The sequence below is a fragment of the Pantoea sp. EKM21T genome, assembly GCF_011800405.1.
GTDB classification, from domain to species: domain Bacteria; phylum Pseudomonadota; class Gammaproteobacteria; order Enterobacterales; family Enterobacteriaceae; genus Pantoea; species Pantoea agglomerans.
In genome coordinates, this window is record NZ_JAALFV010000002.1 from 130634 (window position 1) to 146082 (window position 15449).

The window sequence follows — 15449 nt, forward strand, 5'->3', positions numbered from 1 at the left end:
TTTGTCAGGCCGGTCTGGCCTGACTGGCGCCCAGCGCATCCTCATCCAGCAACTGGCCAATGGCGAACTGTGCATCGCCTGGCCAGTGCCCGCCAAAGACGTTAGCCCGGTTGAGCAGATAGTAGAGCTGGTAGACCGGCAGACGCTGCGAAAAACCATCCGGTAACGGCCACACCGCCTGATAACCGTCGTAAATCTGGCGAGGCAGGTCAGGGTACCAGCTCAGCATAGCTAAATCGCACTCACGGTCGCCCCAGTAACAGGCAGGATCGAACAGCCAGGGGCCACTCTCACTGCTGGCGCAGTTAGCCGGCCAGAGGTCGCCATGCAACAGCGACGGCTGCGGATGATGTGACGCGAGCACCCGCTGCACGCAGGCAACGATCAGCTCTGTATCCCCGTACTGAATTCCCTTTTCCGCTGCCAGTTGCAGCTGCCAGCCAATGCGCTGTTCAGCAAAAAAAACCGACCAGCGGCGCAGCCAGCTATTGGGTTGGGGCGTCGTGGTGATGTTATTGTCGAAATCGAGGCCGAACTGCGTCTGCTCGCTCCACTGATGCAGATGCGCCAGTTGCTGACCGAGCTGATATGCACTCTGCTCATCAAGCGGCTGTGGCCTGATATATTCCAGCAGCAGAAAGCTCTCCTCGCGATGATGACCCACACCATAGACTTTAGGCACCCGAACCGTGCCGGTGCGCGCCAGCAAATCCAGCTGGTCTGCTTCCCAGGTAAAGAGCGACAGCATATCGCGGCTGTTACTTTTGACGAAGACGTCGTGATCACCGTAGCGGATCTGCCAGGTGGGATGGATATCACCCCCCGCGAGGGCGTGACGTTGAGTGATTTCGGCGTTGCCTAACTGCTCGCTTAACAGACGACTAATGGCTGACCACATTGGGCTATCCTCGTTATTCGCTGCGTAAGTTCGATTGTATTGCGTAAATATTCACCAAAAACCGCGCAATTGCACCCTTTATTCTGGCGCTGAGGTGGCAGGGCGATGATCGGCAGCATCGCGCAGATACTCTTCGAAGGTCGTGACGGTCACCTCGGGTTCCTGACCCAGCGCGCTTTCACCGGCCGCAGTGACCTGCTGACGCAGCTCCTCAGCCTCCAGCGTGCTGACGATGCCATAGCTGTTCGTATCGAGTTCATGTGGATGGCCGTCGTCATCTGTCATCGTGGTCGTGAAACCTGCGGCGGTCATTGCGCTGGTCAGTTCCAGGATGTCACTTAAGCCCGACTCCTGATAGTGAAAGGTCACGATATAGCGGGTTAAGGTGTTGCTCATGAGGCACCTCCGGGGAAGGGAAACTGAACTGAGCGTAGACCATGGTGAAAAATCAGGCGAATTATGAAGGAGATGCTGCGTGTGTGACGTGATGCATAGCGTAAATTCGTGTCAGGAGCCAGCAGCATAACGTAAAAATCTTCTGCCGTTGCGTCTGGCTTTTCATTTGGGCAGCACTATAATGCGCCACGTTAATAAGATGAGTCCCAATTAACAGGGGTTGTCAGGGCGATTCCAGGCATTTTGTGTAAGTTAATAATTTTTTACAAAACTTACCGTAAATTGCATTGAATGCCCGGCAAAACGCTTCAGACTCTCCGTTTTTTAAACAGTCGCACGGATCACATTTAATGAAAGCCTATAACAAGCTGTCTGCTGTTCTTTTGCTCTCCGCCGGAGCTTTTTGTCACCAGGCAATGGCCGATAACGCCGTATTTACGTCAATGGATGACCCTTCAACAGCTAAAAAGCCGTTTGAAGGTTCTGCTGCTGCGGGATATCTGGCGCAAACCGGTAACACCACCAGTTCATCAATGACGGCTCAGACCAATATGACCTGGTATCAGTCATCTATGGCTTACAGCTTGTGGGGTAACGCAGCCAACACCTCGTCAAACGATGAGCGCTCTTCTGAAACATACAACATCGGTGGTCGTTCACGTTACAACCTCAACTCGTATGACTACCTGTTTGGACAGGCGAGCTGGTTAAGCGATCGTTTCAATGGCTACGATTCACGCGACGTGCTGACAGCCGGTTACGGTCGTCAGATTCTGAATGGACCGGTGCACTCGCTGCGTGCGGAATTGGGTCCGGGTGTACGTTATGACGATTATCACGCGGGTGGTCATCAGACCAAAGCGCTGGGCTATGGCGCAGTCAGCTATCAGTGGCAGCTGACCGACACCACTAAATTTATTCAGGGCGTGTCAGTGCTGAGCAGCTTTGGAGAAGACACCACGGTGAACTCCGAAACTGGTCTGCAGGTGGCGATCAACAGCCACTTCGCGCTGAAGCTGGCTTACAACGTCAGCTGGAACAACAATCCGGCGGAATCTGCGCCTGATCGCACCGATACCAAAACCTCAATCATGCTCTCTTACGCTATGTAAGCGCATTTTTGCAGCAGCATTCACAGCGGTCTGACAGTGTGTCAGGCCGCTTTTTTTTGATTTCTCCAGGGCTTAGCGAAAAAGGCATGGGTTTTTCTCGCCGGGGAAAACTGCTATCATCGGCCCCGCACTGAAATCCTGGCGACATTCCGACAATGTGGGTCTGATATCACGCCGGGTCACTAATTTTACATTACGTTGCATGTAGGCTTTCGTGTGGCTTACCACTGCAAATAAGGATATGAAATGCCTGTAATTACGCTTCCTGATGGCAGCCAGCGCGTGTTTGACCGCCCTGTCAGTGTGATGGATATTGCGCTGGACATCGGTCCTGGTCTGGCGAAAGCCTGTATCGCTGGGCGTGTTAACGGTGAACTGGTTGATGCTGTTGATCCCATCACTGAAGATGCCGCCGTAGCGATCATTACCGCTAAAGATGAAGCGGGTCTGGAAATCATCCGTCACTCCTGTGCGCACCTGTTAGGGCATGCGATTAAACAGCTGTGGCCGGATACCAAAATGGCGATTGGCCCGGTCATTGATAACGGCTTCTATTATGATGTCGATATCGATCGTACCCTGACCCAGGAAGATATCGACCTGCTGGAAAAACGCATGCATCAGTTGGCTGAAACCAACTACGATGTGGTGAAGAAGAAGGTCAGCTGGCAGGAAGCTCGCGACGTCTTTGCGGCGCGCGGCGAAATTTACAAGACCACCATTCTTGATGAAAACATCAGCCATGACGATAAGCCTGGCCTGTATCATCACGAAGAATATGTCGACATGTGCCGCGGTCCGCACGTGCCGAACATGCGGTTCTGCCATCATTTTAAACTGCAGAAGATCTCCGGTGCCTACTGGCGCGGCGACAGCAACAACAAAATGCTGCAGCGTATTTATGGCACCGCATGGGCAGACAAAAAGCAGCTGGCAGCCTATCTGCAGCGTCTGGAAGAGGCGGCGAAGCGTGACCATCGTAAGATTGGTAAGCAGCTGGATCTCTATCACATGCAGGAAGAAGCACCAGGCATGGTCTTCTGGCATAATGACGGCTGGACCATCTTCCGCGAGCTGGAAGTGTTTGTCCGCAGCAAGTTAAAAGAGTACCAGTACCAGGAAGTTAAAGGTCCATTCATGATGGATCGCGTCCTGTGGGAAAAAACCGGGCACTGGGAAAACTATAAAGAAGCGATGTTCACCACCTCATCTGAGAACCGTGAATATTGCATCAAACCGATGAACTGTCCTGGGCATGTTCAGATCTTTAATCAGGGTCTGAAATCCTACCGTGATCTGCCGCTGCGTATGGCAGAGTTCGGCAGTTGTCACCGTAATGAACCCTCAGGTGCGCTGCACGGCCTGATGCGTGTTCGTGGCTTTACCCAGGATGATGCACACGTCTTCTGTACTGAAGAGCAGGTGCGTGACGAAGTGAACAGCTGTATCCGCATGGTTTATGACATGTACAGCACCTTCGGTTTTGAAAAGATTGTGGTGAAGTTATCCACCCGTCCTGAGAAGCGCATCGGTACGGATGAGATGTGGGATCGTGCCGAGGAAGATCTGGCTGCGGCGCTGAACGAAAACAATATTGAGTTTGAGTTCCAGCCAGGCGAAGGCGCGTTCTACGGTCCTAAAATTGAGTTTACTTTGTACGATTGTCTTGATCGCGCCTGGCAGTGCGGAACAGTTCAGCTAGACTTCTCCCTGCCAAAACGCCTTGAAGCAACCTACGTGGGTGAAAACAATGATCGTCAGACGCCAGTGATGATTCACCGTGCGATTCTGGGGTCAATGGAGCGTTTCATCGGTATTCTGACCGAAGAATTCGCCGGTTTCTTCCCAACCTGGCTGGCACCGCTGCAAGTCGTGGTAATGAATATTACCGACGGACAAGCAGAATATGTTGAGTCTTTGACGCGTAAGCTGCAGAATGCTGGCATTCGTGTGAAGGCAGACTTGAGAAATGAGAAGATAGGCTTTAAAATCCGCGAGCACACATTACGTCGCGTCCCTTATATGTTGGTCTGCGGTGATAAAGAGGTGGAATCTGGCAAAGTTGCCGTTCGCACCCGCCGTGGTAAAGACCTTGGGTCGATGGATGTCGATGTGTTTGTTGAGAAACTTCAACAAGAGATTCGCAGCCGAAATCTTCAACAATTGGAGGAATAAAGTATTAAAGGCGGAAAACGAGTACTACCGACGCGTCCGAACAAAATCAACAGTGAAATCCGCGCAACTGAAGTGCGCTTAACAGGCATGGATGGCGAGCCGATTGGCATTGTCACATTACGCGAAGCTTTGGAAAAAGCCGAGGAAGCGGGCGGCGACTTAGTCGAAATCAGCCCGAATGCCGAACCGCCGGTCTGCCGCATCATGGATTACGGCAAGTTCCTCTATGAAAAAAGCAAATCTTCTAAGGAACAGAAGAAGAAGCAAAAAGTTATTCAGGTTAAGGAAATCAAATTCCGTCCTGGAACCGATGATGGCGACTATCAGGTCAAACTACGCAACCTGATTCGCTTTCTGGAAGAAGGCGATAAAGCCAAAATCACGCTGCGTTTCCGCGGTCGTGAGATGGCGCACCAGCAGATCGGTATGGAAGTGCTTAACCGCGTCCGTAAAGACCTGTGTGAAGATCTGGATTTGGCCATTGTCGAATCCTTCCCTTCGAAGATCGAAGGCCGCCAGATGATCATGGTGCTCGCTCCTAAGAAGAAACAGTAGGCTTTCAAGTAACACTAACCGCGCAGCGTTCGCGCTGTGCGGTTAACTGTTCGCCTGTCTGGGTCATGTTATTAACAATGCGAAGTGGATATTTTTAAAATGCCAAAGATTAAAACTGTACGTGGTGCGGCTAAGCGTTTCCGCAAGACCGCTTCTGGCGGCTTCAAGCGTAAACACGCAAACCTGCGTCATATTCTGACCAAAAAATCTACTAAGCGTAAACGTCACCTGCGCCCTAAAGGCATGGTGTCAAAAGGCGATCTGGGTCTGGTAATTGCCTGCCTGCCGTACGCATAAGTAATTTTTTCATTAAATCAGAATATTAAACAGGAGAGCTAAATGGCTCGTGTAAAACGTGGTGTAGTTGCTCGCGCACGTCACAAAAAAATCTTAAAACAAGCTAAAGGCTATTACGGTGCACGTTCACGTGTTTACCGCGTTGCCTTCCAGGCTGTTATCAAAGCTGGTCAGTATGCTTACCGTGACCGTCGTCAACGTAAGCGTCAGTTCCGTCAGCTGTGGATCGCGCGTATCAACGCAGCGGCTCGTCAGAACGGCATGTCTTACAGCCGTTTCATCAATGGTCTGAAAAAAGCAGCCATTGAGATTGACCGTAAGATCCTGGCCGACATCGCGGTATTCGATAAAGTGGCATTCTCTGCACTGGTCGAAAAAGCGAAATCAGCCCTGGCGTAAGTCAGATGGAAAAGGGAGCTTGCTCCCTTTTTTATTGCCTGTAACTTACGCAAAAGATTGACATTTTCGTCGCTGAGCATTTCAATAGACCCCCTGTATCGCATGACAAGGTAACCGCAAGCATGAACGCTGCTATTTTCCGTTTCTTTTTTTACTTTAGCGCCTGACATCCAGGGGCTTTTGCGCATAAGAAAAGAAACGAAAAATCGCGCTAAAAGCCTCCCTCGTGGAGGCTTTTTTGTTTCTGGCGCTAGCATATTGGACCGGCAGGTCCCAACGAGAACTGACCAGCCTGACTGGAAAAAGAGGAAACTATGTCCCAACTCGCAGAACTGGTGGCCAGCGCCACGGCGGCCATCGACGGGGCGACGGATATCGCCGCCCTTGACGCGGTGCGCGTCGAATACCTGGGTAAGAAAGGACATCTGACACTGCAGATGACTACGTTACGCGAGCTGCCAGCCGAAGAGCGGCCGGCAGCGGGTGCGGTAATCAATGAAGCGAAGCAGCAGGTCACCGAGCGTCTGAATGCGCGCAAAGATGCCCTGGAAGCTGCGGTGCTGAATGCCCGTCTGGCTGAAGAGACCATTGATGTCTCTCTGCCTGGCCGTCGCATTGAGAATGGCGGCCTGCATCCGGTAACCCGCACCATGGATCGCATTGAGACCTTCTTTGGTGAGTTAGGCTTTGGCGTCGTAACCGGTCCAGAAATTGAAGATGATTACCATAACTTCGATGCGCTGAATATTCCTGCCCATCACCCGGCCCGTGCCGATCACGACACCTTCTGGTTTGACGCCACGCGCCTGCTGCGTACCCAGACGTCCGGCGTGCAGATCCGTACCATGAAGGCTCAGCAGCCGCCGATTCGCATTATTGCGCCGGGCCGCGTCTACCGTAACGATTACGATCAGACCCATACCCCGATGTTCCATCAGATGGAAGGGCTAATTGTGGATAAAAACATCAGCTTTACCAACCTGAAAGGCACGCTGCACGATTTCCTGAACAACTTCTTCGAAGAAGATCTGCAGATTCGTTTCCGTCCCTCCTATTTCCCGTTTACTGAGCCATCAGCAGAAGTAGACGTCATGGGTAAAAACGGCAAGTGGCTGGAAGTGCTGGGTTGCGGCATGGTCCACCCTAACGTGCTGCGTAATGTCGGCATCGATCCGGAAGTCTACTCCGGTTTCGCCTTTGGTATGGGCATGGAGCGTCTGACCATGTTGCGCTACGGCGTGACCGATCTGCGTGCCTTCTTTGAAAATGATTTACGTTTCCTCAAACAATTTAAGTAAGGGCAGGATATCCAATGAAATTCAGTGAACTCTGGTTACGCGAATGGGTAAATCCAGCCCTGGACAGCGCTGCGCTGTCTGAACAAATCACTATGGCCGGTCTGGAAGTTGACGGCGTTGATCCGGTTGCCGGTGCCTTCCACGGCGTCGTGGTCGGGGAAGTGGTGGAGTGCGGCCAGCACCCGAATGCAGACAAGCTGCGTGTGACCAAAATCAATGTGGGCGGCGATCGCCTGCTGGATATCGTCTGTGGCGCGCCGAACTGCCGTCAGGGACTGAAAGTCGCGGTCGCCACCGTCGGTGCCGTGCTGCCAGGCGATTTCAAAATCAAAGCGGCTAAACTGCGTGGCGAGCCGTCTGAAGGCATGCTCTGCTCTTTCTCCGAGCTGGGGATTTCCGACGACCACAACGGCATCATCGAACTGCCAGCCGATGCGCCGATTGGCACTGACATCCGCACCTACCTGCAGCTTGATGACAACACCATCGAAATCAGCGTCACGCCTAACCGCGCTGACTGTCTGGGTCTGATCGGTATCGCCCGTGATGTCGCCGTCCTCAACGGTTTGCCACTGAACGTGCCGGAGATGCAGCCGGTCGCTGCGACGCTGAACGACACTTTCCCGATTCAGGTTGATGCGACAGAAGCCTGTCCACGCTATCTGGGCCGTGTAGTAAAAGGGATTAACGTAAAGGCGTCAACGCCATTGTGGATGAAAGAGAAGCTGCGTCGTTGTGGTATTCGTTCTATCGATCCGGTGGTGGATATCACTAACTACGTTCTGCTGGAGCTGGGTCAGCCGATGCACGCCTTCGATCTCGACCGCATCGACGGCGGTATCGTGGTGCGTATGGCGAAAGAGGGCGAAAAGCTGACGCTGCTGGATGGCACTGAAGCCAGCCTGCAGAGTGATACCTTAGTGATCGCCGATCATCAGAAAGCGCTGGCGATGGCTGGTATCTTTGGTGGCGAACATTCGGGCGTGAACGGCGAAACGCAGAATATCCTGTTCGAGTGCGCTTACTTTGATCCGCTCTCTATTACCGGCCGCGCCCGTCGTCATGGTCTGCATACCGACGCGTCACATCGCTACGAGCGTGGTGTTGATCCGGCGCTGCAACATACCGCACTGGAGCGTGCTACCCAGCTGCTGCTGTCAATCTGCGGCGGTAAAGCGGGCCCGATCATCGATCAGACCCATCAGGCAGCCCTGCCTGTGCCAGCGACGATCACGCTGCGTCGTGAAAAGCTGGACCGTCTGATTGGCCACGTGATCGCGGATGAGCAGGTGACTGACATTCTGACGCGCCTCGGCTGTGAAGTGACTGTGGGAGAAGGGCAGTGGCAGGCCGTCGCCCCGAGCTGGCGCTTCGATATGGCGATTGAAGAAGATCTGGTTGAAGAAGTGGCCCGTATTTATGGCTACAACAACATTCCGGATGTGCCGGTACAGGCGGGTCTGGTGATGACTCAGCATCGCGAAGCGAATCTGTCGCTGAAGCGCGCGAAAAACCTGCTGGTGGACAAGGGCTATCAGGAAGCGATTACCTATAGTTTCGTCGATCCGAAAATTCAGCAGCTGCTGCACCCGGGTGAGGAGGCGCTGTTGCTGCCGAGCCCAATCTCCAGCGATATGTCGACCATGCGTCTCTCACTCTGGACCGGCCTGCTCAGCGCGGTAGTCTACAACCAGAACCGTCAGCAGAGCCGCGTGCGCCTGTTTGAGAGCGGCTTACGCTTTGTGCCGGATACCCAGGCAGATTTGGGCATCCGTCAGGATCTTATGCTGGCTGGCGTCATCAGCGGTAACCGCGTTGAAGAGCACTGGGATCTGGCGCGTCAGACAGTTGACTTCTATGATTTGAAAGGCGATTTAGAATCGCTGCTCGATTTAACCGGCAAACTGGATGACATCAGCTTCCGTGCTGAAGCGAATCCGGCGTTGCATCCAGGACAGAGCGCGGCGATTTATTTGCATGATGAACATATCGGATTTATCGGCGTGGTTCATCCTGAGCTGGAACGTAAGCTTGATCTCAATGGCCGCACCTTAGTCTTTGAACTGCTTTGGAATAAGGTCGCAGACCGCGTCCTGCCTGACGCGCGCGAGATTTCTCGCTTCCCGGCGAACCGTCGTGATATTGCCGTTGTGGTGGCTGAAAACGTCCCCGCAGCAGATATCATCGCGGAGTGTAAGAAAGTTGGCGTAAATCAGGTAGTTGGCGTAAACTTGTTTGACGTGTACCGCGGTAAGGGCGTTTCTGAGGGCTACAAGAGCCTCGCAATCAGCCTGATTTTGCAGGATACCAGCCGGACACTCGAAGAAGAGGAGATTGCCGCGACCGTTGGCAAATGCGTTGCGGCATTAAAAGAGCGATTCCAGGCAACCTTGAGGGATTGAACCTATGGCGCTTACAAAAGCTGAGATGTCAGAGTACCTGTTTGAGAAACTCGGGCTGAGCAAACGCGATGCCAAAGAGTTAGTTGAGCTGTTTTTCGAAGAGGTACGTCGCGCTTTGGAGAATGGAGAACAGGTAAAACTGTCTGGGTTTGGTAATTTTGACCTGCGTGACAAAAACCAGCGTCCTGGCAGAAACCCGAAAACGGGTGAAGATATTCCGATTACTGCGCGTCGCGTAGTAACGTTCCGCCCAGGACAGAAGCTGAAAAGCCGCGTAGAGAACGCTACACCCAAAGAGACTGACTGAATTTCAGCGTTTCAAAAAGGCCGCGCAAGCGGCCTTTTTTCATGGTTTCAGTACGCAGTAATCCCGCTTCCCGCGCCCGTTAATCTCCCTGACGGCAAAGAGCAAACCGCCTCATCTGCCTTTCTTTTTTCTGCAATCCCTCTACAATCAAATCTCTGTTTTCTCAGCTAATCCCGCTTATGTCTCTGCTCGACCAGCTCGCGCGCCAGGCCGACCAGCGCGGCCAGAAATGGCTTATTGTGTTAGCACTTATGCTCTCTGCACTGCTCTGTCTCAGCCTGTGTGCCGGTGACAGCTGGATCGCGCCCTCAGACTGGTTCACGGAAAGCGGCAGGCTCTTTGTCTGGCAGTTGCGGCTGCCCCGCAGCCTGGCGGTGGTGCTGGTCGGTGCGTCGCTGGCGGTATGCGGTGTGGTGATGCAGGCGCTGTTTACAAATCCGCTGGCGGAGCCCGGCCTGCTCGGCGTCTCGAACGGTGCCGGTATTGGCCTGGTGCTTGGCGTGCTGCTGGGCAGCGGCTCGCTGTGGAGCCTCGGGCTGGCGGCGATGGCCGGTGCGCTGATTATTACGCTCATCCTGCTGCATTTTGCCCATCGTCAGCTCTCGGTCACCCGACTGTTGCTTACCGGCGTGGCGCTGGGGATTATCTGTAGTGCCATCATGACCTGGGCGGTCTACTTCAGTACCAGCCTCGATCTGCGTCAGTTGATGTACTGGATGATGGGGGGATTCAGCGGGATTGACTGGCGCTATGGCTGGATGATGCTGGCGCTGCTGCCGGTGATGCTGGCCCTGGGGGCGACCGGGCAGATTCTTAATCTGCTGGCGCTGGGCGAGACATCTGCCCGCCAGCTCGGACTGTCTCTCTTCTACTGGCGTAACCTGCTGGTGCTCGCCATGGGCTGGCTGGTCGGCATCAGCGTCGCGATGGCCGGTGCTATTGGCTTTGTCGGACTGGTGATCCCGCATCTGGTGCGTATGAGCGGCATCAGCGATCACCGTTATCTGCTGCCGGCATCGGCGCTGGCTGGCGCCGGTGTATTACTGGCAGCCGATATTGTGGCACGCCTGGCGCTGACGTCGGCGGAATTACCGATAGGCGTCGTGACGGCGACACTGGGCGCGCCGCTGTTTATTATTTTACTGGTGAAATCTTCACGCTAGCTTCGGCTGGCGACTCTGCATCCACAACAGCATCCACAACAGGAAACAGCATGAACATTTATCAAACTGAACTGGTTACGCTCGATGGGGAAAAAACCACGCTGTCACAATGGCAGGGCAAGGTACTGCTGGTGGTCAATGTTGCCTCGAAATGTGGTCTGACGCCGCAATATGAAGAGCTGGAGAATCTGCAGAAAGCCTGGCAGGATCAGGGCTTCAGCGTACTCGGTTTTCCCTGCAACCAGTTTCTGGAGCAGGAGCCGGGCAGCAGTGAGGAGATTAAAACCTTCTGCAGCACCACGTATGGCGTCACGTTCCCGATGTTTGCCAAAACCGAGGTGAATGGCGCAGGCCGTCATCCGCTCTATGCTCAGCTGATCGCTGCCCGACCTGACGCGGTGCGCCCGGAAGGCAGCGGCTTTTACGAGCGTATGGAGAGCAAAGGACGCGCGCCGAAAGAGCAGGGCGACATTCTGTGGAACTTCGAAAAATTCCTTATTGGCCGTGACGGCAGCGTGATCCAGCGTTTTGCACCTGACATGACGCCGGAAGATCCGATCATTCTGGAAACCATTAAGCAGGCGCTGGCAAAATAGATGCTGTTGCGCCTGCAACAGGCCGCCGTCCCCGGACGGCTGCTGCCACTGACCGGTGAGCTTGCCGCCGGTCAACTGCTGCACGTGGCAGGCCCGAACGGTGCAGGCAAAAGCACCTTACTCAGCGTGATTGCGGGACTGCAACCCGCCTCCGGCACGGTGCTGCTGGACGAACAGCCGCTGAGTGACTGGAATGGCGCAGCGATGGCCCGGGTTCGCGGCTGGCTGCCTCAGCAGCAGGCACCGCTGAGTCAGATGCCGGTCTGGCACTATTTGCGTCTGCATCTGAAACAGGCGGGGGGGCAGACAGACGATCGCCTCAGCACGCTGCTGAAACGGCTTCAGCTGCCGGATAAGTTATCGCGTTCACTGACCCGGCTCTCCGGTGGTGAATGGCAGCGCGTCAGGCTGGCGGCGGTTTGTGTGCAGATTGATCCCCACATCAATCCACACGGGCGGCTGCTGATCCTTGATGAGCCCATGACCGCGCTGGATATCGCCCAGCAAAAAGCGGTGGACGATCTGATTGCCGACCTGTGCGCGGCGGGCATCAGCGTTATCGCCAGCAGTCACGACCTCAACCACAGCCTGCAACAGGCGGATCGGGTCTGGCTGATGGATAAGGGAGCGTTGATTGCGCAGGGTGAACCGGCTGAGGTTCTGACGCCGCAGCGCCTGACACCGATCTACCAGATTGCTTTCCGGCAGCTTGAACTTGAAGGACGCACGCTGCTGACCGTATTGCCCTGACACTTGCTACCCGGCGGGCTTTACCGCTACATTAAGCCGGTTGCAACTTCTGATAAGGACATTTGGCGATGCGCCTGGGTTTGCTGATTTTAGTTCTGCTGCTGACGGGATGCAGTCATCACGCTCCGCCGATTAATGGCCGTCTTTCCGATTCGATCACCGTGATTGCGGAACTGAACGATCAGCTCGGTAACTGGCGTGGGACGCCTTATCGCTATGGCGGCATGAGTCGTAACGGGGTTGACTGCTCCGGCTTTGTCTATCTGACTTTCCGCGATAAATTTGCGCTGCAACTGCCGCGCACCACCTCAGCTCAAAGCGATATCGGCACCCGAATCAGCAAAGACGAGCTGCTGCCAGGCGATCTGGTCTTCTTCAAAACCGGTCGCGGGGAGAATGGCCTGCATGTGGGCATTTATGACACCGATAATGCCTTTATTCATGCCTCAACCAGCCAGGGCGTCATCCGCTCCTCGCTCGACAATGTCTACTGGCGAAAAGTGTTCTGGCAGGCCCGTCGTATTTAAACGCAGGTCCGGGGAATCAGACTTAAGTCCAATTTTAAATAGAGTTAAAACAGAGAGTAAAAGGTTTATTTTAAATGACAGTTATTGAGCGTGGGTTTTAATAAACATAATAAACGCTTATTTAATTCCACTAATAACCGCTGTTTTATCGCTACTATTTGGCTTAAGGGTGATCGCCTGCTGCCAAACGGCAATGGAAGAGTAAAGAAGTTCGTCTCTTCAATGATTTGGCACTATTGCCTGCGCCTGACCATTACTATACGATATCCCCATCGCCGCATATTCTGGCATTAAAATGAAAATTCATCTTTCGGCCGACTATCAGTCGGAAATCTGGTTTTATCCTGTCTGTGATGTTAATGGGCGACTGACTGCTGTCGAGCTGGTCACGCAGTTTGTGCATGAAAGTGCCCCCATCACCCTGCCGCAGGATCTGTTGCTGCCGCAGCTCGATGAGTCGCAGCAGCTGCGCCTGCTGCAAAGTCAGATTGGATTGCTGGAGCAGAATCGCGGCTTTTTTGAAGCGCATTCCGTGTCAGCATTTATACGTATTGATGAAGGCATGGCCCGGACGCTGCTGGCCAGCGAATTAGTGATGCGCAAAATAAACCAGTTGCCATTCATTCTGTTGAATATCACTGAAACGTTTCCGCAACTAAAACTGGGAAAAAATAATCCCCTGCTGGCAAGCCTGCATGCTGAGTTTAATTTAGCGATTTCTCATTTCGGCGCGGGTAAGACCCCCTCTAATGCGGTCTACGATAATTTATTCAGCTGCATCTGCCTGGACAAAGAGTTTATTCATTCGCTGGCAAAGCGCGCTTCATTCGTGCCATTTATTCAGAGCATTATCGATAATTTCCGCGCCCATTGTGACCGGCTCATTATTTGTGGCATTGATGACGACGTGCTGCTGGATAAAGTCAGCCAGCTGAGCGGTGCTGAGTTTCAGGGTGCGCTCTTCCCGGTGGTAAAATCTGACGCGCTGCATTCACTGATCTGCGCCGACGATCGTGTGCCATCCGCGCAGCATCCCGGCTGATACTTCCTGTTAATCCCCGCTATCAGCGTTACACTAGAGGACTAACCTTAAGTAACGCTGAGCATCGCATGGGAGAAACAATGTCCTCAGGCAAGGCCTCTTTTGACAACACCTGGTTCCGTGAACTTACCGGGTGTTACACCGCGCTGAACCCCACGCCACTGGCAGGCGGACGCCTGCTGTATCATAACGCACCGCTTGCAGCCTCAATGGGGCTGGATAGCGCGCTCTTTGCCGATAAGGGTCATGCCGTCTGGCACGGTGCCGCACTGCTGCCCGGCATGCAGCCGCTGGCGCAGGTCTACAGCGGCCATCAGTTTGGCGTCTGGGCGGGCCAGCTTGGCGACGGGCGCGGCATTCTGCTGGGTGAGCAGCGTCTGGAGGATGGCAGCAAGCTGGACTGGCATCTCAAGGGCGCAGGCCTGACGCCTTATTCCCGCATGGGGGATGGTCGTGCCGTGATCCGTTCCAGCGTGCGTGAGTTTCTCGCCTCGGAAGCGCTGCATCATCTGGGCATTCCCACTACGCGTGCGCTGACCCTGTCGATAGGTGATGAGCCGGTCTACCGCGAAACAACAGAGCGTGGCGCGATGCTGATGCGCATTTCACCGAGTCATCTGCGTTTCGGTCATTTCGAGCATTTCTTTTACAGCCAGCAGCAGGAGAAAGTGCAGCAACTGGCCGACTACGCCATTCGCCATCACTGGCCGCATCTGGACGCTGAAGCAGACCGCTATCAACAGTGGTTTACCGACATTGTGTTACGCACTTCGCGTCTGATTGCGCTGTGGCAGAGCGTGGGCTTTGCTCATGGAGTGATGAACACGGACAACATGTCGATTCTGGGTCTGACCATCGACTATGGCCCCTTTGGTTTTCTGGATGATTATCAGCCTGACTTCATCTGTAATCACAGTGACTATCAGGGGCGCTACAGCTTTGAAAATCAGCCAATGATCGGCATGTGGAATCTTAACCGGCTGGCACATGCGCTGTCGGGTCTGCTGACCACCGAGCAGTTGCGGACGGCACTGAGCGCCTACGAACCTGAACTGATGCGGATCTGGGGCGAACGGATGCGGGCGAAACTCGGTCTGCTGACGCAGCAGAGCAGCGATAATGAGATTCTGACCGATCTGCTGGCACTGATGACGCAGGAGCATAGCGATTACACCCTGACGTTCCGCCTGCTCAGTGAGACGCAACAGGCTGACAGCCGTTCACCGCTGCGGGATGAGTTTATTGATCGTGAGGCGTTTGATAGCTGGTATCAGCGCTACCGCAGCCGTCTGATGGATGAGCAGGTCAGCGATGCAGAACGTCAGGCCGTGATGAAGGCGGCCAATCCGGCGGTGATTCTGCGCAACTATCTGGCGCAGCAGGCGATTGAAGAGGCGGAGCGGGGAGAGCAGGGGGCGCTGGCACGTCTGCATCAGGCGTTACAGCAACCCTTTAGCGATCAGACAGCCGCTGAATATCGTCAGCGGCCGCCAGACTGGGGCAAAACCCTGGAGGTGAGCTGCTCCAGCTGA

General features: G+C 54.2%; 17 protein-coding genes and 1 other annotated feature. Of the genes, 15 read left to right on the top strand and 2 right to left on the bottom strand.

What is annotated here, in order from left to right; genetic code table 11:
* Positions 1-4: 4 nt before the first annotated feature.
* Both HFD87_RS04115 and ghoS read right to left on the bottom strand, forming a co-directional pair.
* Positions 5-898 (bottom strand): fructosamine kinase family protein, encoded by an 894-nt coding sequence (locus tag HFD87_RS04115; RefSeq protein ID WP_033757473.1) that lies wholly within the window; start codon positions 896-898, stop codon positions 5-7.
* A gap of 78 nt (positions 899-976) precedes the next feature.
* A complete protein-coding gene (gene ghoS / locus HFD87_RS04120; RefSeq protein ID WP_167422983.1) occupies positions 977-1294 on the bottom strand; it encodes a type V toxin-antitoxin system endoribonuclease antitoxin GhoS in 318 nt (105 codons plus the stop codon).
* A 350-nt stretch (positions 1295-1644) separates the two neighbouring features.
* Between ghoS and HFD87_RS04125 the strand changes: the two genes are divergently transcribed.
* The 15 genes from HFD87_RS04125 to HFD87_RS04195 all read left to right on the top strand — a co-directional run bounded on the left by HFD87_RS04125 (position 1645) and on the right by HFD87_RS04195 (position 15449).
* Positions 1645-2406, top strand: coding sequence for a YdiY family protein (locus HFD87_RS04125; protein ID WP_010245689.1), 762 nt, complete (start codon positions 1645-1647; stop codon positions 2404-2406).
* A 246-nt stretch (positions 2407-2652) separates the two neighbouring features.
* Positions 2653-4581, top strand: coding sequence for a threonine--tRNA ligase (thrS, locus tag HFD87_RS04130; RefSeq protein WP_010245687.1), 1929 nt, complete (start codon positions 2653-2655; stop codon positions 4579-4581).
* 3 nt (positions 4582-4584) lie between these two features.
* The gene (gene infC, locus HFD87_RS04135; RefSeq protein WP_029519030.1) at positions 4585-5136 is read left to right on the top strand and encodes a translation initiation factor IF-3; all 552 of its coding nucleotides are present in this window, start codon (positions 4585-4587) and stop codon (positions 5134-5136) included.
* Between the two features lie 99 nt (positions 5137-5235).
* On the top strand, positions 5236-5433 hold the full coding sequence (gene rpmI / locus HFD87_RS04140) for a 50S ribosomal protein L35 (RefSeq protein ID WP_010245683.1): 198 nt from the start codon (positions 5236-5238) through the stop codon (positions 5431-5433).
* Positions 5434-5475: 42 nt separating this feature from the next.
* A complete protein-coding gene (gene rplT / locus HFD87_RS04145) occupies positions 5476-5832 on the top strand; it encodes a 50S ribosomal protein L20 (RefSeq protein WP_003853267.1) in 357 nt (118 codons plus the stop codon).
* Positions 5833-5949: 117 nt separating this feature from the next.
* Positions 5950-6075: a sequence feature (Phe leader region), on the top strand.
* Complete coding sequence (gene pheM, locus HFD87_RS04150) at positions 5955-5999, top strand: pheST operon leader peptide PheM (protein WP_106120997.1); 45 nt, start codon at positions 5955-5957, stop codon at positions 5997-5999. Its footprint overlaps the feature before it by 45 nt.
* 71 nt (positions 6076-6146) lie before the next feature.
* The gene (gene pheS / locus HFD87_RS04155; protein WP_010245680.1) at positions 6147-7130 is read left to right on the top strand and encodes a phenylalanine--tRNA ligase subunit alpha; all 984 of its coding nucleotides are present in this window, start codon (positions 6147-6149) and stop codon (positions 7128-7130) included.
* Between the two features lie 14 nt (positions 7131-7144).
* Positions 7145-9532 (top strand): phenylalanine--tRNA ligase subunit beta, encoded by a 2388-nt coding sequence (gene pheT, locus HFD87_RS04160; protein ID WP_163637134.1) that lies wholly within the window; start codon positions 7145-7147, stop codon positions 9530-9532.
* Between the two features lie 4 nt (positions 9533-9536).
* A complete protein-coding gene (gene ihfA, locus HFD87_RS04165) occupies positions 9537-9839 on the top strand; it encodes an integration host factor subunit alpha (protein ID WP_003853259.1) in 303 nt (100 codons plus the stop codon).
* A 179-nt stretch (positions 9840-10018) separates the two neighbouring features.
* On the top strand, positions 10019-11002 hold the full coding sequence (btuC, locus tag HFD87_RS04170; RefSeq protein ID WP_167422984.1) for a vitamin B12 ABC transporter permease BtuC: 984 nt from the start codon (positions 10019-10021) through the stop codon (positions 11000-11002).
* A 50-nt stretch (positions 11003-11052) separates the two neighbouring features.
* Entirely contained in the window at positions 11053-11598 is a 546-nt protein-coding gene (locus tag HFD87_RS04175) for a glutathione peroxidase (protein WP_010670029.1), read from the top strand.
* Positions 11599-12348 carry a vitamin B12 ABC transporter ATP-binding protein BtuD gene (gene btuD / locus HFD87_RS04180; RefSeq protein ID WP_167422985.1) on the top strand — a complete coding sequence of 250 codons (750 nt, stop codon included), beginning with the start codon at positions 11599-11601 and terminating at the stop codon, positions 12346-12348.
* Between the two features lie 68 nt (positions 12349-12416).
* Positions 12417-12875, top strand: coding sequence for a C40 family peptidase (locus HFD87_RS04185; RefSeq protein WP_010245666.1), 459 nt, complete (start codon positions 12417-12419; stop codon positions 12873-12875).
* 295 nt (positions 12876-13170) lie between these two features.
* Complete coding sequence (locus HFD87_RS04190; RefSeq protein WP_061704014.1) at positions 13171-13917, top strand: EAL domain-containing protein; 747 nt, start codon at positions 13171-13173, stop codon at positions 13915-13917.
* Positions 13918-13997: 80 nt separating this feature from the next.
* Positions 13998-15449 (top strand): YdiU family protein, encoded by a 1452-nt coding sequence (locus tag HFD87_RS04195; protein WP_167422986.1) that lies wholly within the window; start codon positions 13998-14000, stop codon positions 15447-15449.